Origin of the sequence: Micromonospora sp. NPDC093243 (assembly GCF_044753725.1) — a bacterium.
Lineage (GTDB): Bacteria > Actinomycetota > Actinomycetes > Mycobacteriales > Micromonosporaceae > Micromonospora.
The window spans coordinates 682,309-702,900 of the sequence record NZ_JBIVNT010000001.1; the positions used below are offsets into that span (position 1 = coordinate 682,309).

A 20,592-nucleotide genomic window follows, 5' to 3' on the forward strand; every position below is an offset into this window, starting at 1 on the left:
CGGCCCGGAGCTCTGGTCAGCGGGGCTGGGCGGCCGGATGTCCGACCGGGTGGAAGCTGGACCGGCCGGAGCCGACCTCGAACACGGCGCGGCCGTCGGAGATGCCGACGAAGGTGGCCCTGCTCGGTCCGGCCGCCCGATAGCTCTTCCCGGCGGTGACCGGCAGCGCCACCCGGGCGGTCACGTTGACCGGCACGTCGAGGTCGACGCGTAGGCCGGAGCCGGTGCGCCGCCAGTCGAGGCGGACCGGACCGCGCTGGGTGGGCACCGTGCCGGCGGCGCGGTCGAGCCCGACCGCGGGCGGCGCGACCTCGACGACGGCGGCGCCCGGGCTGGCGGTGCGGACGCCGAGCAGGGTCTCCTGTACGTCGACCACCGCCTGCGCTCCCCAGCCGTGCGACTGGCTGAAGTTGCTGCCGGGGTCGAGGGTCCACGCCTCCCAGGTGAAGGTGCCGCCCCGGGCGAGGATGTTCGCCCAGCCCAGGTCGTCCGGGTTGGTCAGCAGCCGCAGCACCGCGTCCGGCCGGCCGGCGTCGGCGAGGGCACGCAGCAGCCAGTGCGCGGTCATCGGTCCCTGCTTCATACCCATCGACGCGAGCTGCCGGGCCAGGGCCGGCAGGTCCGCGCGGGGGGCCACCCCGTGGGCGACGGCGTACGAGGTGGCGTGCTGGCCGGCGTGGCCGCTGGGCTCACCGGTGGCCGAGAGCCCGTCGACGTAGCCGCCGTCGGCGGCGCGCAGCGTCGCGTTGATCGCGCTGGTGAGCGCGGCGGCGTGCCCGTCGTATCCGGCCACCTCGGCGGCCGGCCGGTCGAGGGCCTCGGCCATCCGGGCGGTGGTGCGCAGCACGTCCACGCCCTGGGCGTTGATGGTGGTCCGGGCGGCGGCCGTCATGTCGTAGCCGAACCGGCCGGGCTCGGGCCAGTCGACGATGCCGTAGCGGTAGGCGCCGCTGCCACCGGCCAGGTCGGTGACCAGGCCCGCGGTGGGACCGCTGGCCGGGATGTGCCGCAGCACGTAGTCGGCGGTGTCCCGGATCGCCGGGTACGCCTCGGCCAGCAGCTCGCAGTCGCCGGTCTCGGTCCAGTACCGCCAGACCCAGTCGACGAACATCAGCGAGTAGTCGGGGATGTCCCGCTTGCCGTCGCCGTTGGGATAGACCGCGTTGTACCGGCCGCGGTCGTCGCCGGTGTTCCAGTAGCGGGTGGCCGAGCGGAGGAACTCGCGGATGGCCTGCTGGGTGGCGTCGCGCTCAGCGAACGCGGCCATGGTGGCGTAGGAGATGTTCGCGGCGTCGCCGAGGAACTGGCCCTTCTCCCGGGTGGGCGTGTCGACGAACGCCTCCTGGACGGAGTAGAGCGCGGAGCGCTTCATCATCGACCACACCGCGTCGAGGGTCGCGTCCGAGCTGGTGAAGGTGGCCTCCCCACCGGGCGGTACGTCGGTGTGCACCAGGACGGCGGAGACGTCCCGCGGCGAGATCTCCTCGCCTGCGTCGGGGATCTCCAGGTAGCGGAAGCCCAGGTGGGTGAAGGCCCGGAACTCCTGCGCCCCGTCCTTCTGCAGGTACGGGAAGCTCATGTCGGTGCCCTGCGAGTCCAGGGTGGAGGTGGCGACCCGGCCGCTGTCGGTGAGGGTGTAGCCGGCGCGCAAGGCGACAGTGCGTCCGGCCACGCCGGCGTCGAACCGGACGACCGGGCGGGCGGGGATGACCACGCCGAAGTCGGCGACCACCGTGCCGTCGGCGGCGGTACGTAGGGCCACCGGCGCGACGCCGCGCTCGGCCAGCCGGGTCTCCTGCCCGATCAGGTGTGGGTTTGCCGGGGTCGGGTGCGCGCCGAGCACCTCGGCGGCGGTGAACGGCGCGGCGCTGTCGTCGTAGCCGGGCCGCATCCACCCGGTGACCTCGGCGCGGGCGTCCTGCCGCTCGACCCGGTCGCCCTCGCCGTTGCGGCGTTCGGCGCCGGCGACGAAGCGGGTGTCCCGGGCGACCCGCCATGAGGAATCGGTGCGGAACACCTCGCGGGAGCCGTCGGCGTGCTCGACGACCAGCTTCACCAGCAGCCCACGGGCACCCGCGGGGCGACCCTGGCCGCTGCCGTACCAGTGGTAGCGCACCCCGATCACGAGCGGCCTGCCGGCGGCCACCAGGGCGGTGACGTCGGCCGCCTGGTAGTAGTCCTCGCCGGGGTAGCCGAAGGAGGTGCCCCGGTCGGCGCGGGCGCCGTTGAGGTAGAGCTCGTAGGTGTGGTCGGCGGCGGTGTAGGCGCGGGCCCGGACGACGCGGCTGGGGTTGGGGCGTACCTCGGTGCGGGCCAGGGTGTAGTCGTCGGCCTCGGTGGTGGCGCGCCGGATCCAGCTCGCGCCCTCCCACTGGCCGTCGGAGATGCCGGTCTCGAAGGCGCCGCTTCCGGGCGGGGACTGCCGGCCGGTGCGATCCCAGGTGCGCACCGTCCACCGGTACGCCGCGCCGGGGCGCAGGGCGGGCCCGGCGTACGGCACGTAGGACTGCTGGTCGGAGGTGACCTTGCCGGAATCCCAGACCCGGTCGCCGCCGGCCTCGCTGACGGTGATCCGGTAGGCGGTCTGCCGCTCGCCGGGGTCGGTGTCCCGGGGCAGCCAGCCGAACCGTGGTGTGCCCTCGACGTTGAGCGGGCGGACCCGGTCGCCGACCGTGAGCGCGACCGGCGCGTGCGGGGCGTGACCGTGGGCGGCCAGCGCCGGGGGCGCCCCGGCCACGACCGTTGCGACGACGGTGGCGGCCGCCAGGAGCGCGGCTCCGCGGCCCAGCACGGGGAACAGCGGTCCGGCTGTGAGATTCCGAGGTGTCACGCCCGCCTCCACCTGTGAATCGTTTCAGGCAGGCTACGTGCTCGTGTTCGCCGTGTGAAGACGTCCCCGGTGGCCGGATCCGGCCAGCACAGCGATCGATGTACGGCCCCCCGGGGTGAACGGCCTGCGTCACGTTCGGCGGGACGCCGTTTCAAGATTGGAAAGACGCGTCCTAGGCTGGCCTGCATCGCTACACCGTGACGAAGAGGAGACCGTCGTGAGCCAGACCGAACGGGTGGATTCCGACGAGGAGTGGAACGTCGCCGAGGACGACGGGGTCCTGGACGCGTCGGACACCCTGGACGACCGGATCGGAGACCCGCTGGACACCGGCATCATCGCCGAGGACCACTGGCGGGGCGCGAACCGGTTCGGCACCACGCCCGCCGAGGAGCGAGCGGGCGAGTCCCTCGACCAGCTGCTCGCCCAGGAGGAGCCGGATGTCGACCCGTACGCCGAGGGGGGCGACGACGAGGACGAGCTGACCCGGCGCGGCTACGAGCGCGAGGCGCGCGCGGGTCGCCTCGTCGCCTATGACGAGGGCCTCGGCGAGGACGAGGAGGCCGAGTCGGTGGCCTGGGACGCGGGCATCGACGCGGGCGCCGCGAGCGCCGAGGAGGCCGCGGTCCACCTGGTCGACGACCCGAACGGCCCCGGGGACGGCCCGCTGCGCTGAGCGCGCCCACCGGGGTCGCGCCCCGTCGGGCTGCCCTGGAGGTCGGGCAGCCCGACACCGTCATCTCGGGTGAGCCGAACACGCTCGCCCCCGGCCGGACGGAGAGGGACGGATGCGACCTTCGCGCGTAAGGGCCGTCGTCGCACTCGCGGTGCTCTCGCTCACTCCGCTCACCGCCTGCGACGCCACGGACCCCTCCCGCACGGACAGCCCCGTCGCACCGACCGGTGCCGCCGCCACGTCCGGCCCGGGTGGCACCGCGGTCGCCACACCCCGGGCCGAGCAGGAGTTCCGCCGGCTGGAGACCGCGTTCGACGCGCGGCTGGGAGTCCACGCGGTCGACACCGGGACCGGCCGGAGCGTGCGGTACCGGGCCGACGAACGGTTCGCCTACGCCTCCACGTTCAAGGCGTTGGCCGTCGCGGCCCTGCTCGACCGGACGTCGACCGCCGACCTCGACCGCGTCGTCCGCTACCCGCGAGCGGACCTGGTGGCGCACTCCCCGGTCACCGAGAAGCACGTGGCCGTCGGGATGCCGCTGCGCGACCTGGCCGACGCCGCGATCCGGTACAGCGACAACACCGCGGCCAACCTGATCCTGCGCCGCCTCGGCGGGCCGCGCGGCTTCGAGGAGGCGCTGCGCCGCCTCGGCGACACGACCACCGAGGCGGCCCGCTACGAGACCGCCCTCAACGAGGCCACGCCGGGCGACGAGCGGGACACCACCACGCCGCGAGCCTTCGCCGACGACCTGCGCGCGTACGCCGTCGGCACCGCGTTGTCCGACGAGGACCAGGACCTCCTCAACGGATGGTTGCGGGGCAACACCACGGGCGACGGCCTCGTCCGGGCCGGCGTCCCGGACGGCTGGGTGGTGGGCGACAAGACCGGCTCCGGCGGATACGGCACGCGCAACGACATCGCCGTGCTCTGGCCGCCGGAGGGCGCGCCGATCGTGCTCGCGGTGATGTCGAGCCGGAGCGGGAAGGACGCGACGTACGACGACGCGCTCATCGCGCAGGCGACCCGGGTCGCCGTCGACACGCTGCGCCGCTGACTCCTGCCCCAGGGATCGACAGATGATCCACCGCCGTCGACTGCTGTGCCCGGGATGGCCGTCGGTCGGCAACGACAGGGAAACCTGATCCTCACCGCTGCTGCCGAGGATCGAGTTGATCTTCCCCTCCGTCGTAAGGAGATCTTCGATGCAGCAGTTCGATCGGCGCGCGTTCCTCGGCCTGGCCGGGGCGGCCGGCGCCGGGGTCGCAGCGGCGGTGGCCGGCTGGTCCGCCGCTCCGGCCTGGGCGACCGGCCGGCTCCCTGACAACCCGTTCACCCTGGGCGTCGCGTCCGGCGACCCGCTGCCCGACGGTGTCGTCCTCTGGACCCGTCTCGCCCCGGAGCCGCTGGCGGCAGACGGTCTCGGTGGGATGCCACAGCACGTGGTGCCGGTGCGGTGGGAGGTCGCCGAGGACCCCCGCTTCCGCCACGTCGTCCGCCGGGGGGTGGAGCTGGCCACCCCGGAGCTCGGGCACTCGGTGCACGCGGAGGTGGGCGGGCTGCGCTCCGACCGGGAGTACTTCTACCGGTTCCGGGCCGGCACCGAGATCAGCCCGGTCGGCCGCACCCGCACCGCCCCGGCCTTCCGGGACCTGCCGCGCAGCCTCGCCTTCGCGTTCGTCTCCTGCCAGAACTTTCCGACCGGCCACTTCACCCCCTACCGGCACATGCTCGACGAGGACCTCGACCTGGTCGTCCACCTCGGCGACTACATCTACGAGGGGCCGGCGGCCGGCACGATCGGCCGGGCGCACCTGCCCGCCGCGGAGATCTTCTCCCTCGCCGACTACCGGGTCCGGCACGCTCAGTACAAGACCGACCCCGACCTGCAGGCCGCGCACGGCCGGTTTCCCTGGGCCGTCACCTGGGACGACCACGAGGTGGAGAACAACTACGCCGACGAGAACTCCGAGGACGCCGCCCAGTCGCCGGAGAGCTTCCTGACCCGGCGGGCCGCCGCCTACCAGGCGTACTACGAGCACCTGCCGCTGCGGCGCAGCGCCCTGCCGCACGGCCCGGACATGCGGCTCTACCGACGGCTGCGCTACGGCCGGCTCGCCGAGTTCAACATCCTCGACGGCCGCCAGTACCGCGACGACCAGGTCCCGCCCGGCTCGCCCGAGGCCGACGACCCGACGCGCTCGATGCTCGGCGCGGAGCAGGAGAAGTGGCTGCTGGAGGGCCTGACCGCGTCGCGCGCGACGTGGAACATCCTGGCCCAGCAGACGGTCATGGCCCGTGCCGACCGCGACCCCGGACCGGGCGAGCAGCTGTCGGACGACAACTGGAACGGCTACGAGCCGGCCCGGCAGCGGATCTTCGACGCGGTCGCCAGCCGGAACGTCGACAACATGGTGGTCGTCACCGGTGACGCGCACTGCAGCATGGTCGCCGACCTCAAGCAGAACTTCGACGACCAGAACTCCCGCACTGTGGGGACGGAGTTTCTCGGCACCTCGATCAGCTCCGGGGCCGACGGCGCCGACATCGACGCCCGTGGCCGGGAGTGGCTCGCCTCGAACCCGCACATGAGGTACTACAACCAGCGGCGCGGGTACGTGCGCTGCACGGTCGGACGCGACGAGTGGCGCAGCGACTACCGGGTCGTCCCGTACGTCACGACCCCGGGGGCTCCGGTGAGCACGCACGCCAGCTTCGTCGTCGAGAACGGCCGCCCCGGCGTCCAGACCGACACGCTCTCCTGACCCCGCACCCGCTGCGGCGCCGCCGGCCCTGGTCCCGGGCCGGCGGCGCCGCGGCACGTCGCGCCCACGCCCGCCCGGACACGCCGACGCGGTCGCTAGAATTGGACTGGTAGGTCCAGACGAAGGGTGGGACATGGCCGCGACGTTCACCCGCAAGGGCAGCGCGACCCGGCAGCGCATCGTCGAGGGCGCAGCCGCGGAGATCCGCGAGCGGGGCATCGCCGTGTTCCGGCTCGACGACGTGCTGGCCCGGACGAAGACCAGCAAGAGCCAGCTCTTCCACTACTTCCCGCAGGGCAAGGAGGAGCTGCTCCTCGCCGTGGCGCGACTCGAGGCCGACAAGGTGCTGAGCGACCAGCAGCCGATGTTGAGCCAGCTCACCTCCTGGCCGGCCTTCCAGGCGTGGCGCGACCGGGTCGTGGCCCGCTATCTGGCCCAGGGTCAGGAGTGCCCGCTGCACATCGTCTTCTCCCAGCTCGACCAGCGGACTCCGGGGGCTCGCGCCGTGCAGACCGAGCTGATGCGCAAGTGGCAGTCCGAACTCACCGCGGGAATCCGGCACATGCAGCGGGCCGGCGAGGTGGCGGCCGAACTGGACGTCGAACGCGCGGCGGCGGCGCTGCTCGCCGGGATCCAGGGCGGCGTGCTGTTGATGCTCATGACCGGGGACATCACCCACCTTGAGGCCGCCCTCGATGTGGCGATCGACAACCTCCGGGCGAGCGCGCCGGCCGCGTAGGGCAGATGCGGCCAGGTCGGGCGGCCGGCGCACGACGGCGCGCGGGAGCATCCCGCCCGTCGGGCACGCCGTGACGTGCCCGACGGACGGTCGGCTCAGTGGATGACGACCGGCGCCTTCGGCTGCTCCGGCTGCTCACCGTCGAGCAGGTGCGACGGCTCCCGCCGGCGGGGCAGGAACGCGGCCGGGATGAACGTGGCCGCCACGAGCGCGAACGCGACCCAGAACGTGTTGGCGAACGAACTGGCCGCGAAGTCGAGCCCGCGGTCGATGATCGACGGGTCCACCGGAAGCTGCTGGGTCAGCTCCGGCCGCTGCTGGCTGGCGATGGCCAGACCGGCCTCGGTGAACGGCTCACCGCTCGGGTCCGTCACGCCGGGAATCGGCCGGGAACCGTTCAGCTCGTTGGTGAGGATCACCGACATCACGGCCGCGCCTACCGAGCCGCCGATCTGCTGGAGGATGTTGACCAGCGTGGAGCCGCGGGCGACCTCCTGCGCGTTCAGCGTCTTCAGCGCCGAGGTCATGATCGGCATCATCGTGCCGCCCATGCCCAGCCCCATGACGAACAGCGACCCGCAGAGCAGCAGGTAGGACGTGTCCGCGTCGAGCTGGGTGAAGGTGAAGAACCCGAGAACGATCAGCGCCAGCGAGAACGGAACCGTGCGCCCGACGGGCACCCGGTCGGCGAGGGTGCCGGCGATCGGCATGGTGATCATCGCGCCGATCCCCTGCGGCGCCATCAGCAGGCCGGCGGCCAGCGTCGACTCGCCGCGCACCTGGAGGAAGTAGCTCGGGAAGAGCAGGCCGGCGCCCATGAACGCGATGATGAACACGAACAGCGTCAGCGACGCGATGGTCAGGTTGCGGTTGGCGAACAGCCGCAGGTCGAGCAGCGGGTGCCGGGGCCTGAACGAGTAGAGGACGAACGCCACCACCAGTGCGGCGCCGACCAGCATCGGCGCCAGGACCTTCGCGTCGGCGAACGTGCCGGCCTCGGGCAGCGAGGAGACGCCGTAGAGGAACAGGGCGAGGCCCGGCGAGAGCATCAGCATGCCGACGAAGTCGAACGACTCCGACGGCTCCGGGTTGTCCTTCGGCAGGGCGAACTGGGCGTAGACGAGAGCGATCAGGCCGATCGGCAGGTTGATCAGGAAGATCCAGTGCCAGCTGGCGGTGTCGATCAGCCAGCCGCCGAGGATCGGGCCACCGATCGGGCCGAGCAGCATCGGGATGCCGAGGACGGCCATCAGCCGGCCGATCCGGTGCGGCCCGGCCGCCCGCGTCATGATCGTCATGCCGATCGGCATGAGCATGCCGCCGCCGAGGCCCTGCACCACCCGGTAGGCGATGAGCTGCCCGATCGTGTCGGCGGTGGCGCAGAGCACGGACCCGATCGTGAAGAGCGCCAGCGCCACCATGTAGAGGCGCTTGGTGCCGAACCGGTCGGCGGCCCATCCGCTGAGCGGGATCACCGTGGCCAGCGCGAGCGTGTAGGCCGTCATCGTCCACGCCACCCGCGCGTAGGACGCGTCGAACTCGTCCTGGAACGTCGGCAGCGCGACGCTCACCACGGTCACGTCGAGGATCGACATGATCGCGCCGAGCACGACGACGCCGGCCACCTTGAGAACCGCGGCGTCGAGCTTGTCCGATGTCGCGACAGGCGGTGCCACGACAGGTTGCTGTGTCACAAACTCTCCTGTAAATCGAATGTGCCGGCCAATGGTGGGTGGTGGCGGCGGTGCCGCGCCATCGGGCGCGGGGCGCGACGTACCGAGGCGACGACGCGCGCAGGGAAGACTAACCGCAGGCACCGACAAGTCGCCGCCGGATTACCGACGATCGCCGCGACACACCCGTTCGGCCGCCCCGATGGTGACCGGACGTCGGGGTGTCGATCGCCCCGGCACTCCTGCCCGGGTCTTTACGTCAGCCGGTGACCACCGGCACCGCCGCGGTCAGCGCCCAGTCGTGCCCGATGTCGGCGGCCGCGCGCAGCAGCTTCGGCAGGTGCTCTTCCAGCAGCGTCTCCACCGAGGTCTCGGCGGCGTGCACGGTCACGTTGAGCGCGGCGACGACCTTTCCGTCGCCGTCGCGTACGCCGGTGGCGATGGACCGGATGCCCGGGGCCAGATCCTGGTCGGCGAGTGCCCAGCCCTTCGCCCGGACCTCGCGCAGCGCGGTGTCGAGCTCCCCGGGCGAGGGCTGCCAGCGGGGCGTGATGCCGGAGCGGGTCGGCTCGGTGAGCACGGCGGTCAGCGCCGCCGGGGGCAGCGCCGCGAGGAGCACCTTGCCCATCGACGTCGCGGGGGCCGGGAAGCGGGTGCCGATGGTGACGGCAAGCGTGACGATCTTCGGTACGGCCACCCGGGCCACGTAGACGATGTCGCTGCCGTCGAGCTGGGCCATCGAGGTCGACTCGTTGGTCTGCTCGACGAGCCGCTCCATGTGCGGGCGGGCGATGTCCCACATGTTCAGCGCGTTGACGTAGGCCATACCCAGTTCGAGCACACGCGGGGTGAGGGCGAAGCCGCGGTCGACCGCGCGGACGTAGCCGAGCGCTTCGAGCGTGATGAGGATACGGCGGACCGTCGGCCGAGCCAGGCCGGTGGCCGTGGCGATCTCGCTGAGCGTGGTCGACGGGCAGCCCGGGCGGAAGGAGCGCAGGACGTCGAGCCCGCGGGCGAGGGCCTCGATGAAGTCAGGCCCGGCGCCCCTTCCGGTGTCACTCATGTCCTAATGCTTCCATTGGGCCGAGCCGGCGTCCCACTCGGTGTACTGGTAGGGGTTCTCGAGGAGGTCCGTCTCGGGAATGTCCGGGTTCATGCCCCGCTGCCACGCCTGCTCGCCCATGGTCTCCCGCAGGTGGGAAACGGTCGCCGCCACCTTGGCCCGGGCGGCGGCGAGGTCGACGTCGACCAGCCGGCCGTCCTGCTTGACGATCCTGCCGCCCACCAGCACGGTGTGCACGTCGCCGCGCTGGGCCTGGAAGGCGACGTGGCCGTGCGGGTTGAGGATCGGGAACATCACCGGCGAGGCGTCGTTCTTGATCAGAACGATGTCGGCCTGCCGCCCGGGGGTGATCGCGCCGATCGCCGAGTCCATGCCGAGGGCCCGGGCGCCGCCCCGGGTCGCCCACTCCACGACCTGCTCGGCGCGCAGGTGGCAGTGGGTGACGGTCTCCTGCTTGGCGTGCGCCTCCAGGTGCTCCCGGGACCGGTCGGCGCCGAGCGTGGAGCGCATCGCGGAGAAGAGGTCGCCGCTCCACCACACGCTGGTGTCCATGGAGAGCGAGACCGGGATGTCGTGGTGGCGCAGCTGCCAGGTGGGCGGGTAGCCCTGCCCGGCGCTCTGCTCGCTCTCGGTGGAAACGGAGACCGAGCCGCCGGTGGCGGCGATCCGGTTGTACGAGTCATGGGTGAGCGTCGACGCGTGCACGTAGACGGTCGACGGGGTCATGAAGCCGTGCTCGTGCATCAGCCGGATGCCGTCGTCGTTGGTCGCGCCCCAGACGCCGGCGTGCGTGGTCACCGCGACGCCGAGTTCCCGGGCCACCTCGAAGGCGGCCCGCTCGGGGAAGGCGGGATCGCCGGTGACGTCGAAGGCCAACTGGAAGCCGGCCAGCTTGCCGCCGTCGACGCGGCGGCGGTGGAAGTCGCGGAACTCCGGCGAGGTGGCCCACTGCCACGGACCCTGCTGGATGTTGCCGTAGGCGAGGACGAACCGGCCGGGCACCGCCTCGAGCGCGTCGACCGCCGCGTCGGCGTGGTCGGGCGTCTGCAGGCCGTGCGACCAGTCGACGGTGGTGGTGACGCCGGCGTCGACGGCCTCGATCGCGGCGAGCAGGTTGCCGGCGTAGACGTCCTCGGGCCGGAACAGCTTGCCGGACTCGAGGTAGTACCAGACGAAGTACTGCGTCAGGGTCCAGTCGGCTCCGTACCCCCGCATGGCGGTCTGCCACATGTGCCGATGGGTGTCGACCATTCCGGGCATGACGATGCCGCCGGTGGCGTCGATCTCCACGGCGTGGTCGGGCGCGGTGAGGCCGACGCCGACCTCCGCGATCCGGTCGCCGATGACCAGCACGTCGGCGCCGGAGAGCACCGTGTGCGCGTCGTCCATGGTCAGCACCAGGCCGTTGCGAAGGACCACCGGCCGGTCGGTTGCGCTCATCGCCACCCATCCTTTCCGGGTACGGAGTTTCGGACCCTTGTCCGCTGTACGGGCAGCCCGAGTGGCGCCAGTGTGGTCCCCGTCACGGGTCGTGTCAAGAGCGTGTTTCCGCACGGTGACGCGCCCGTTGACACGGCGGTTCGGCTGCCGCAAGCTGTCCTCGCGGACAGATGTCCGCAGAACGGGCGGTGACATGGTGCAGCACTCGGCAGGGCCGCTGGCAGGCCTGCTCGTCGCGGACTTCTCCCGGATCCTGGCCGGGCCCTATGCGACGATGCTCCTGGCGGACCTGGGCGCACAGGTGATCAAGGTGGAGAGCCCCGGCGGCGACGACACCCGCACCTGGATGCCGCCCACCCGCGACGGCGTCTCGACGTACTACCTCGGCATCAACCGCAACAAGCGGTCGGTCGCCCTCGACCTGAAGGACCCGGGCGACCTCGAGGCCGCTCGCGAACTCGCCCGCCGCGCCGACGTGATGATCGAGAACTTCCGGCCCGGCGGTCTGGCCCGCTTCGGTCTGGACTACGACACCGTCGCCGCCGGCAACGAGAAGATCGTCTACGCCAGCATCAGCGGCTTCGGCACCGGCGCCGGGGCGGACTTCCCCGGCTACGACCTGATGGTGCAGGCGATCTCCGGGCTGATGAGCCTCACCGGCGATCCGGACGGCCCGCCCTACCGGGCCGGCATCTCGGTCTTCGACGTGATGGCCGGGCTGCACGCGAGCATCGGCATCCTCGCCGCCCTGCACCACCGCGGCGAGACCGGCCGGGGTCAGCACGTCGAGGTGAACCTGCTCAGCTCCGCGCTCTCCGGCCTGGTCAACCACTCCAGCGGCTACGTCGCCGGCGACACCGTCCCGTTCCGGATGGGCAACGCGCACCCCAGCCTCTTCCCGTACGAGCCGCTGCCCACCGCGGACGGCGAGCTGATCGTCATCGCCGGCAACGACGGGCAGTTCCGCAAGCTCTGCCAGGTGCTCGACCTGCCGGAGCTGCCCGACGACCCGCGCTTCGGGCGCAACCAGGACCGCACCGCCAACCGCGAGCAGCTGCGACCCCTGCTGGTCGAGCGGCTCGCCAAGCGCACCAAGGACGAGTGGTTCCGCGAGCTGCTCGCCGCCGGCGTCCCCTGTGCACCGATCAACACGATCGACGGCGGGGTCGCGCTCGCCGAGGAGCTGGGGCTCGACCCGGTGGTCACCGTCGGCGACGTACCCGGGGTCCGCAACCCCATCACCTTCTCCGACACCCCGGCCCGATACGAGCTGCCGCCGCCCGGGATCGACGAACACGGCGAGGAGATCCGCGCGTGGCTGAAGAGCTGAGCTTCCCCACCGGTATCGGCACGTCCGACCCGACCACCATCTCGCTGCTGGGGCAGGACCTGGCCGCCGACCTGATGGGCAGGGTCGGCTTCGGCGAGCTGGCGTACTGGCTGGTCGCCGGGCGACGCCCCACCTCGGGCGAGGTGAGGGTCTTCGAAGCGGTGCTGGTGGCGCTCGCCGATCACGGCTTCACCCCGACGGCGATCGCGGCCCGGCTGACCTACCTCTCCGCGCCCGAGGCCCTGCAGGGCGCCCTCGCGGCCGGCCTGCTCGGCGGCGGTTCCCGCTTCCTCGGCGTCACCGAGGACTGCGGGCGCTTCCTGGCCGACACGCTCGCGCAGGCCGGCGAGGTTACCGACTACGACGCGGTGGCCCTCGACGCCGTCACCCGGGCCCGGCAGGAGCGCCGCCTCGTTCCCGGCCTCGGGCACCCGGTGCACAAGGAGGAGGATCCGCGCACCCCGGTGCTGATCCGGATCGCCGAGGAGGAGGGGCTGCGCGGTCCGCACCTGCGGCTGTTCGAGGCGATCGGCCGGGTGCACCCCCAGGTGCTCGGTCGGACCCTGCCGCTCAACGGCGCGGGGGTCTGCGGCGCGGCGCTCGCCGACCTCGGCCTCCCGGTCGAGCTGCTGCGCGGTTTCGCCCTGCTGGCCCGCGCGGCCGGGCTGCTCGGGCACCTCGCCGAGGAGCGGCGCCGGCCGCTCGGCATGGAGATCTACCGCACCGTCGACCGCAACGCCGTCTACGAACCCTGAGCCCCTTCAGCAGCGAGAGGAGCGGGAATGGCCACCGTCGTCGCGGTCATCGCCTCCACCCACCATCCCTTCTACTACCGGGCCAGCACGGCCACCGGCGCGGACCGGCCACCGTTCGCCGACGAGTGGACCAGCAAGATCCTGGCGTTCCGGGAGACGTTGACCCGGGCCAGGCCGGACGTGCTGGTGATGGTCGGCTCGGACCACTTCCACCAGCTCTGGTTGGACAACATGCCGCAGTTCCTGGTCGGCAAGGCGCCCGCCTACGACGCCAACTGGTACAACGAGGAACGCGAGTTCGGCCTGCCGCGGATGCTGCTGAAGGGCCAGGAGGACCTCTCGGCGCACATCCTGCGGGCCGGCCTCGACTCCGGCTTCGACCTCGCGTTCAGCAACGAGCTGCGGATCGACCACAGCATCACCTGCCCGATCATCACGTTGCGGCCCGAGGCCGACCTGCCGATCGTGCCCATCTACACGAACATCTTCGCGCCGCCCCTGCCGCAGCCGAAGCGCTTCGTGCAGCTCGGCGCCGCGATCCGGGAGATCGTCGAGTCGTGGCCGTCGCACCTGCGGGTCGCCATCATCGGCACCGGCCACCTCTCGCTCGAGCTGGGCGGGCCCCGGCAGTTCGGACCGCACGGCCCCGACCCCGAGTTCGACCGGCGGGCCGTCGAGTGGATCGCGAACGGCGACCTGGACGGGTGTCTGCGCGAGGTCACCCTGGACAGCCTGCACGCGCCCGGCAACGCCACCCACGGCTTCATGGACTTCATGTTGATGATGGGCGTGGCCGGCGAGGGCGCGAAGGCCGACCACGTCGACACCCTCGATCTGTTCCACACCATGGAGGCCTACTTCACCTGGTACCCGAACGGAGCGCCGGCAGCATGAGCAAGTACCTGCTGAACAAGTTCCTCTACACCGTGGACCGTGACCCGGAGCTGGTCGAGCGCTACCGGAGCGAGCCGCGCGAGCTGGTCACCTGGTGGGAGGCGGAGTTCGCCAACAGGGTGCTCAACTGCCACACCGGCGAGGCGAGCACCTGGCTGCGCTTCGACGACATCGAGCGTGAGGCGCTCGCCACCCACGACCACGTGAAGCTCTTCGAGCTCGGCGCCCACCCGTTCCTGACCCTGACCCTCTTCATCGCCCTGTTCGAACGCGACCACGGGCCGCTGGAGTACCAGCTGGCCTACGGCGCGCGATTGGCCCACTTCGACCTGCCGTACCCGGACATCGCCACATGATCCGGGCGGCCCTGCTCACCGCCTGCGGCACGGCGCCGACGATCGCCGAACGGCCGGCCCCGGTGCCGGCCACCGGTGAGCTGCCGATCACCGTCGAGGCCGTGCCGATCACCCCGCTCGACGTGCTCTGCGCCACCGGGACCAGCTACTTCGGCACCCCGCCGACCCCGTACGTGCCGGGGGTGCAGGGCGTGGGCCGGCTCGACGACGGCACCGCCGTCTGGTTCGGCACCTCGGCCGGGATGCGACCCGGCGTGCACGGCAGCATGGCCGCCACCGTGGCGGTGCCGGCCGCCGACGTGGTGACGCTGCCGGCCGACGTACCGCTGGCCCTGCTCGCCGCGCTGGGGCTCTCCGCCGTCGCCGCGCACGCGGCGCTGACCCACGCCGGGGATCTCACGGTCGGTGAGCAGGTCGTCGTGCTCGGCGCCGGCGGTGTCGTCGGCCAGGCGGCCGTGCAGCTGGCCCGGCTCGCCGGGGCACGCCGGGTGATCGCGGTGTCCCGCTCCGCCCCCGCGCGCGCCCGCGCCGAGGAACTCGGCGCCTCGGTCGCCGTACCCCTGCTCCCCGACGACGATGTCGCGACGCTGGCCGACCGGCTGCGCGACGCCGCCGACGGCCCGGTCGACCTGGTGCTCGATCCGGTCTTCGGCGTTCCGGCCGCGGCGGCGCTGCGGGTGCTGCGCCCGGGTGGCCGCCTGGTCAACCTGGGCAGCTCCGCGGGCGCGATCGCGCCGATCGAGTCCGCGACGCTGCGCAGCGGGTCGTTGCGGCTGATCGGTTACACCAACAACGCGCTGTCGGGCGAGCAGCGGGCGGCGGCGCTGGGCGTGGTGGCCGGGCACGCGGCGGCCGGCCGGCTCACCGTCGACCACGAGATCGTGCCGTTCACCTCGGTCGCGGACGCCTGGGCGCGGCAGGCCGCCGGCACGGCCGCCGGCCGCATCGTCCTCGCCTTCTGACCCGGCCCGGACGGATCTCCGTCCGGGCCGGCGGGCACCACCCGGCAGCCGTCGAGGCCGCCGGCACCTCGCGCGCGACGGAGGCGCCGATCCCGCCCCCGTTGTACGCGTGCCCGCCGGATTCCATTCACCGGCATGACGGGTAGCACCCCTAGCGTCACCTGCGGACAAACCGTCTCCGGCCGGAATGAGCAGGTGAGCATGTCGTCCGCACCTGAGGTCAGCGTCGTCATCCCCACGTTCGCCCGCCCCGACCTGGTCACCCGAGCCGTCCGTAGCGCGCTCGCCCAGACCGTGACCGAGATCGAGGTCATCGTCGTGGTCGACGGGCCCGACCAGGCGACCCGGGACGCGTTGGGCGAGATCGGCGATCCCCGCGTGCGGCTGGTGGAGCTGGCCCGCAAGGGCGGCGCGCCGAACGCGCGCAACATGGGCGTGCTGGCGGCCCGGGCGCCCTGGACCGCGCTGCTGGACGACGACGACGAGTGGCTGCCGGAGAAGCTCGCCGTGCAGTTGGAGACCGCCCGGACGAGCACGGTCCCGACGCCGGTCATCGCCAGCCGCCTGATCAACAAGACCCCGCGCGCGGAGTTCGTCATGCCCCGTCGGCTTCCCATGGCCGGCGAACCGGTGTGCGAGTACCTCACCGTCCGACGGGGACTGTTCCACGGTGACGGATTCATCCAGACCTCGACGATCATGGCGCCGACCTCCCTGCTGCGCCGCGTGCCGTTCACCGTCGGTCTGCGCCGCCAGCAGGAGCTGGACTGGACGCTACGGGCGCTGGACCACGACGACGTCGACCTCGTCATCGCCGCCGAACCGCTGGTGCTCTGGCACCAGGATGAGGACCGGCCCCGGATCAGCCTGAACTCGCCGTGGCAGGCGCAGCTGGAGTGGCTTCGCGGGATCCGTCCCCTGCTCACCCCCAAGGCGTACGCCGCGATCGTCATGAGCATCATCAGCTCGATGGCGGCGCCCACCCGCAGCTTCCGCGTCTTCCGGATGCTGCTCGGCGAGGCGCGCCGGCACGGCCGGCCGAGCGCCATCGACTACCTGACGTTCCTGCAGATCTGGCTGATCCCGCCGCAGCTGCGGCACACCCTGCGCGACAGGATCCTGAGCCGCCGGCGGCAGGCCGGCCAGGCCGGCGACACCGAGCCGCACGCGACGGAGCAGACGTTCGGCGCCGCCGAACCGGCCGCGCTGAGCAGCGTGGTCGCGCCCGACGAGGCCACGCTGCCCGCGTCGCCGGCCCCGAACCCCACCTCCAGGAACGATGTCCACGCCTAGGATCGCCGTGATCTGGCGCAGTTGCCTGCTGCCGGTCTCCGAGACGTTCATCCGCAACCAGGGCGACGCGCTGCCCTCGTGGCGGCCGGTCTACCTCGGTGCCACGAAGACCGCCTCACCCATCGCCTCGGACACCGACATCATCGTCTATCCCGACACACCGCGCGGCCGTCGCGGTTGGCGGTTGCTCCGGCTCACGGGCGGCTCACCCCGGCTGCGACGACTGCTGACCCGGGTGAAGCCGGCCGTGGTGCACGCCCACTTCGGCGGCGACGGGTGGCTGATCAGCCGTACCGCGAAGCAGTTGGGCGTACCCCTGGTCATCACGCTGCACGGCCTGGACGTGACCCGGCAGCCCGCCGTGCCCGGCCCGCGTGGCGCCCGGCACCGCCGCAACCTCCGCGTCGCGTTCGCGCGAGCGGATCTGATCATCGCCGTCTCCGGGTTCATCCGGGACCGTGCGGTGGAGTTGGGCGCCGATCCGGCGAAGGTACGCGTGCACTACACCGGCGTGCCGATGCCGCCACAGCCGCCGGCGGTGCCGAAAACCTGGGACGTCATCTTCGTCGGCCGGTTCGTCGAGAAGAAGGGCGTCGACGACCTCGTCGAGGCGCTCGGCCTGATCTCGGAGCTACGACCCCGGGTCGTCTTCGTCGGGACGGGACCACTGGCGGAGTCGACCCGGGAGCGGGCGGCGCAGTTGAGCCTGGACGCCACTTTCCTGGGAGCACAGCCACCGGCGTTGGTGCTGCGTCACATGGCGCAGGCCAGGATCCTCGCCGCGCCGTCGAAGACCGCGACGGACGGGGACTCCGAAGGGCTGCCCACGACCATCCTGGAGGCCGCGAGTCTCGGGCTACCGGTCGTTGCCACCCGTCACAGCGGCATTCCCGAGGCGGTCCGGCACGGGGAGACCGGCCTGCTCAGCGCCGAACGGGACCCGGTGGCGTTGGCGGCGAACCTCCGGCAGCTGCTCACCGACGAGCCGCTGCGCGAGCGCCTCGGCCGGGCGGCCCGGCAGCACGCCGAGACCACCTTCGACCTCCGGCGGCAGACCCGGTTGCTGGAGGAGCTGTACGAGAGCCTCGTCGCACCCGGCACCGACGCCGCTCGCCCGGACGCCGACCCCGTGGTCCCGACCCCGTCCTGAGCCCGCCGGGGTCCGCAACGAGCCAACCGGGCAGCCGTGCATGTCGCTGTCGGGCAGCCGTCGACGTCGCTGCCGGGCAGCCGCGGCGGGCCCGGCCGGGCCGGCCGTCACTCGCGCGGCAGGACGCGCCGCACGGCCGCGCCGGCGGTCCGGCGGGCCCGCCGCGCCCCGGCCAGGAAGAGCTTCCCGGCCCGCGCCGTCGGCGTGCCGCTGAGTAGCGCCAGCATGCCTCTGGCCCGGCGCAGCTCGCCCTCGCACGCGGCGAGCGTCCGCTCGTACCACGCCTCCCGTTCGCGGGCCTCGGCCAGCTCGCGGGAGAGCCGGTCCCGGCTCATCAGCAGCTCCCGGTAGGCCAGGGCGTCCGGCCGACCCGGCTCGTCGCCGGCGGGCGCGACCGGTTCGACCCGACCGGCCAGGGCGGCCAGGGTCAGCGCCAGCTCGGCCGGGTCCGCGGGTGACGGCCAGAGGTGACCGAGACCCGCGTCGAGCAGCCGGGCCGCGAGGCGCCGCAGCGCAGCCGGGGGCGGACCCGCCGGTGCCAGCGGCGCGAGCTCCCGGCCGCGCGTGGCCACGATCCGGTCCGCCGGAACGCCCGCGTACCCGCCGGCCTGCCAGCGGCGCAGCAGCTCCCGCACGGTCGGCAGCTCCCGCCGCAGGGCCGCGACGATGAGCAGGTCCTCGAGGGTACGGCCGGTCGGCACCGCCTGGGTGCCACCGTCCGGGCGGCACAGGACCAGAGCGCCGCCGGGGCCGTTGACCACGTCGTGGCGGCCGTCGTCGACCGAGATCAGCGCGTCGGGCAGGGCCGCGCCGCCGGCGGCCGGGGCCTGCGCGACGGCCGGCGAACCGGACGGGCCCGGCGCCGGTGCGATCCGCTCGGCCTGCAGGATCCAGGCCGGGGCGAGTTCGGTGGCCGCGCCGTGCCGCAGCGCCCTGGCCGCCAACCGGCCCGGGTCGGTCAGCACCTCCCCCAGCGGCTCACAGGCCCGGCCGAGCGTCGCCTGGAGGAACCCGATCACCTCCGGGTTCGCCAGCAGCCGCGGGCGCAGCAACGCGGTCGGCGCGATCGCCGTCGGCCAGGCGGCGTGGGTGTCGGTGACGAACAGTCCGGCGGCGGCCAGCCGGGCCCGGAGGCGATCCAGGCCGGCCGGCCGGTCGGGGTCGTACTCGCCCGCGCCCGCCCAGTCCGTGTCGGTGACCTCGGCCGGCAGCGCCACCAGCCGGTGCAGGCCGAGGTGGTTCTCGGCGGCGAGGAGCAGCCGACCACCGGGTCGCAGGGCGGCCACCAGGAGCCCGAGGGCGTCCGCCCAGCTCAGGTCGGCGCCCTCGGTCGAGCCGAGCCGCTCCAACCCGTCGAGCGCGATGACCGTGTCGTACGCGGGCTCGGTGGCGAGTTTCTCCGGGCTGCCGCACAGCACGGTGACGCCGGGTCGGGCGGCCAGGCGGACGGCGAGCGCCTCGGCGTCCGGAATGCCCCGCACCAGCACCGTCACCTCGTCCACCGGCACCGCGTCGAGCAGCGTCGGGTCGAGCGGGCCGAGCACGAGGGTGCGCCCGGACGCGGTGCCCAACAGCGGGGCCAGCACCGGCCCGCGGACCGGGCCGGGCCCGTGCCGGCCGTCCAGGTCCGACCAGACCTGCATCTCCCCGCCGATCAGTCGCAGGTTCACCGGATCTCCTCGGTCAGGTCGGCGTCGGTGTCGGCGGGGCGGGACGAGGGCTGCGGATCGGGCCAGCCGAACAACCGGCGCAGCACGGCGGGCGGGAGCAGCCGGTCGGCGCCCAGCTCGGCGACCGCGACCTCCCGCGCCGCCACCGGGTCGACCTCGGCGCCGTGCAGCTCCGCCCACTGCCGCCGGATCCGCGGCTGCCCGCCCCAGATCGGCACCTCCCCGGCCAGCCGCATGGGATCGCCGTACACGGCGGGTTCGCAGCCGGCGAGGGTGGCGTAGAAGACGGCGGTGCAGAGTCGGTTCGATGCGACCCGACGGTGCCGGCGCTGCTCGGCCAGCTGCCGGCGCAGGAAATCCGGGTCCAGGCTGTCCCACCGGCCGCCCCGGTAGCCGTGGCAGATGACCCGGAAGCCGGCCCGCTCGTACTGCTCGCGTACCCGGGCGGACCGGTATTCCTGCCAGTACAGGCAGACCGTCACCGGGCCGGTTTCGGTCGCCTTGATCTCGGCGATCAACCGGTCGTGCTCCCCCACCACGTGCTGGCCCTCCCAGCCGTGGAACGGGTACCAGATGGTGCCGTCGCGGGGCTGCGCCGGCTCCGGCTCCGGCTCCATCGCCAGCAGGTACGCCCAGGGCGCGCCGACGACGTACGTCTGGCGGCGGCCCAGCGACCAGGCCCGCCGGCGGGTCCGTTCCGACCACACGAACAGCGGCACACCGGGCAGGAACTCGTGGTCGGCGGCCATCCCGTCGCCGATGTTCCAGCCGTGCTGCAGGTAACCGCGGATGCGCTGAGGTGTCCGGTCGTCCAGCCCGCAGTAGCGGGCCAGCACGTGTGAGTGGCCGTAGTAGTGGTTGGCGTGATGCACGGTGGCGACGACCGTTCCCCCGGGAGTTGGCGCGAGCGGGAGCGTAGCCACCGGACGTGAATGCCGGGCCACGGGCACGTGGACACCCGGGCGCGCGCCGGCGGGATCGGGCTGCACGGTTTTC

At 73.0% G+C, this 20,592-nt stretch carries 17 protein-coding genes; 11 read left to right on the forward strand and 6 right to left on the reverse strand.

Features of this window, described 5'->3' with window-relative positions:
- Positions 1-16: 16 nt before the first annotated feature.
- Positions 17-2,830 (reverse strand): family 78 glycoside hydrolase catalytic domain, encoded by a 2,814-nt coding sequence (locus ACIP9D_RS03140; protein ID WP_350870414.1) that lies wholly within the window; start codon positions 2,828-2,830, stop codon positions 17-19.
- A gap of 217 nt (positions 2,831-3,047) precedes the next feature.
- Between ACIP9D_RS03140 and ACIP9D_RS03145 the strand changes: the two genes are divergently transcribed.
- From ACIP9D_RS03145 to ACIP9D_RS03160, 4 genes are all read left to right on the forward strand, one after another.
- Positions 3,048-3,506, forward strand: coding sequence for a DUF5709 domain-containing protein (locus ACIP9D_RS03145; protein ID WP_350870416.1), 459 nt, complete (start codon positions 3,048-3,050; stop codon positions 3,504-3,506).
- A 112-nt stretch (positions 3,507-3,618) separates the two neighbouring features.
- Positions 3,619-4,563, forward strand: coding sequence for a class A beta-lactamase (gene bla, locus ACIP9D_RS03150; protein ID WP_350870418.1), 945 nt, complete (start codon positions 3,619-3,621; stop codon positions 4,561-4,563).
- Between the two features lie 148 nt (positions 4,564-4,711).
- Positions 4,712-6,271 carry an alkaline phosphatase D family protein gene (locus ACIP9D_RS03155; protein ID WP_350870421.1) on the forward strand — a complete coding sequence of 520 codons (1,560 nt, stop codon included), beginning with the start codon at positions 4,712-4,714 and terminating at the stop codon, positions 6,269-6,271.
- A 133-nt stretch (positions 6,272-6,404) separates the two neighbouring features.
- A complete protein-coding gene (locus ACIP9D_RS03160; protein ID WP_350870424.1) occupies positions 6,405-7,010 on the forward strand; it encodes a TetR/AcrR family transcriptional regulator in 606 nt (201 codons plus the stop codon).
- Between the two features lie 95 nt (positions 7,011-7,105).
- Here ACIP9D_RS03160 and ACIP9D_RS03165 read toward each other — a convergent pair whose 3' ends face one another.
- The 3 genes from ACIP9D_RS03165 to ACIP9D_RS03175 form a co-directional block, all read right to left on the reverse strand.
- Positions 7,106-8,704 (reverse strand): DHA2 family efflux MFS transporter permease subunit, encoded by a 1,599-nt coding sequence (locus ACIP9D_RS03165; RefSeq protein WP_350870425.1) that lies wholly within the window; start codon positions 8,702-8,704, stop codon positions 7,106-7,108.
- Positions 8,705-8,942: 238 nt separating this feature from the next.
- A complete protein-coding gene (locus ACIP9D_RS03170) occupies positions 8,943-9,746 on the reverse strand; it encodes an IclR family transcriptional regulator C-terminal domain-containing protein (RefSeq protein WP_350870427.1) in 804 nt (267 codons plus the stop codon).
- Positions 9,747-9,749: 3 nt separating this feature from the next.
- Entirely contained in the window at positions 9,750-11,186 is a 1,437-nt protein-coding gene (locus ACIP9D_RS03175; RefSeq protein WP_350870428.1) for an amidohydrolase family protein, read from the reverse strand.
- Between the two features lie 193 nt (positions 11,187-11,379).
- On the opposite strand from ACIP9D_RS03175, the gene ACIP9D_RS03180 reads away from it, so the two are divergent.
- The 7 genes from ACIP9D_RS03180 (at position 11,380) to ACIP9D_RS03210 (ending at position 17,926) form a co-directional block, all read left to right on the forward strand.
- Positions 11,380-12,516, forward strand: a complete 1,137-nt coding sequence (locus tag ACIP9D_RS03180; RefSeq protein WP_350870430.1) for a CoA transferase — start codon at positions 11,380-11,382, stop codon at positions 12,514-12,516.
- Positions 12,501-13,271, forward strand: coding sequence for a citryl-CoA lyase (locus tag ACIP9D_RS03185; protein WP_350870431.1), 771 nt, complete (start codon positions 12,501-12,503; stop codon positions 13,269-13,271). The genes ACIP9D_RS03180 and ACIP9D_RS03185 overlap by 16 nt, the downstream gene beginning before the upstream one ends.
- 27 nt (positions 13,272-13,298) lie before the next feature.
- A complete protein-coding gene (locus ACIP9D_RS03190; RefSeq protein ID WP_350870434.1) occupies positions 13,299-14,165 on the forward strand; it encodes an extradiol ring-cleavage dioxygenase in 867 nt (288 codons plus the stop codon).
- Entirely contained in the window at positions 14,162-14,521 is a 360-nt protein-coding gene (locus tag ACIP9D_RS03195; RefSeq protein WP_350870437.1) for a hypothetical protein, read from the forward strand. Before ACIP9D_RS03190 ends, ACIP9D_RS03195 begins: the two co-directional genes overlap by 4 nt.
- A complete protein-coding gene (locus tag ACIP9D_RS03200; RefSeq protein ID WP_350870440.1) occupies positions 14,518-15,483 on the forward strand; it encodes a zinc-binding alcohol dehydrogenase family protein in 966 nt (321 codons plus the stop codon). The genes ACIP9D_RS03195 and ACIP9D_RS03200 overlap by 4 nt, the downstream gene beginning before the upstream one ends.
- 201 nt (positions 15,484-15,684) lie before the next feature.
- Positions 15,685-16,776, forward strand: coding sequence for a glycosyltransferase family 2 protein (locus ACIP9D_RS03205; protein ID WP_350870442.1), 1,092 nt, complete (start codon positions 15,685-15,687; stop codon positions 16,774-16,776).
- A 7-nt stretch (positions 16,777-16,783) separates the two neighbouring features.
- Positions 16,784-17,926 carry a glycosyltransferase gene (locus ACIP9D_RS03210; RefSeq protein WP_350870444.1) on the forward strand — a complete coding sequence of 381 codons (1,143 nt, stop codon included), beginning with the start codon at positions 16,784-16,786 and terminating at the stop codon, positions 17,924-17,926.
- A gap of 107 nt (positions 17,927-18,033) precedes the next feature.
- On the opposite strand, the gene ACIP9D_RS03215 is transcribed toward ACIP9D_RS03210, so the two are convergent.
- Positions 18,034-19,596: a hypothetical protein gene (locus ACIP9D_RS03215; RefSeq protein ID WP_350870447.1), complete on the reverse strand. Its 1,563-nt coding sequence runs from the start codon at positions 19,594-19,596 to the stop codon at positions 18,034-18,036.
- Positions 19,593-20,468: a hypothetical protein gene (locus ACIP9D_RS03220; RefSeq protein ID WP_350871129.1), complete on the reverse strand. Its 876-nt coding sequence runs from the start codon at positions 20,466-20,468 to the stop codon at positions 19,593-19,595. Before ACIP9D_RS03220 ends, ACIP9D_RS03215 begins: the two co-directional genes overlap by 4 nt.
- Between the last annotated feature and the right edge of the window lie 124 nt (positions 20,469-20,592).

Coding starts and splice junctions, on each gene's coding strand:
- ACIP9D_RS03205 (WP_350870442.1), top strand. CDS start 15,685: ATGTCGTCCGCACCTGAGGTCAGCGTCGTCATCCCCACGTTCGCCCGC.
- ACIP9D_RS03175 (WP_350870428.1), bottom strand. CDS start 11,186: ATGAGCGCAACCGACCGGCCGGTGGTCCTTCGCAACGGCCTGGTGCTG.
- ACIP9D_RS03190 (WP_350870434.1), top strand. CDS start 13,299: ATGGCCACCGTCGTCGCGGTCATCGCCTCCACCCACCATCCCTTCTAC.
- ACIP9D_RS03180 (WP_350870430.1), top strand. CDS start 11,380: ATGGTGCAGCACTCGGCAGGGCCGCTGGCAGGCCTGCTCGTCGCGGAC.
- bla (WP_350870418.1), top strand. CDS start 3,619: ATGCGACCTTCGCGCGTAAGGGCCGTCGTCGCACTCGCGGTGCTCTCG.
- ACIP9D_RS03195 (WP_350870437.1), top strand. CDS start 14,162: ATGAGCAAGTACCTGCTGAACAAGTTCCTCTACACCGTGGACCGTGAC.
- ACIP9D_RS03170 (WP_350870427.1), bottom strand. CDS start 9,746: ATGAGTGACACCGGAAGGGGCGCCGGGCCTGACTTCATCGAGGCCCTC.
- ACIP9D_RS03160 (WP_350870424.1), top strand. CDS start 6,405: ATGGCCGCGACGTTCACCCGCAAGGGCAGCGCGACCCGGCAGCGCATC.
- ACIP9D_RS03155 (WP_350870421.1), top strand. CDS start 4,712: ATGCAGCAGTTCGATCGGCGCGCGTTCCTCGGCCTGGCCGGGGCGGCC.
- ACIP9D_RS03200 (WP_350870440.1), top strand. CDS start 14,518: ATGATCCGGGCGGCCCTGCTCACCGCCTGCGGCACGGCGCCGACGATC.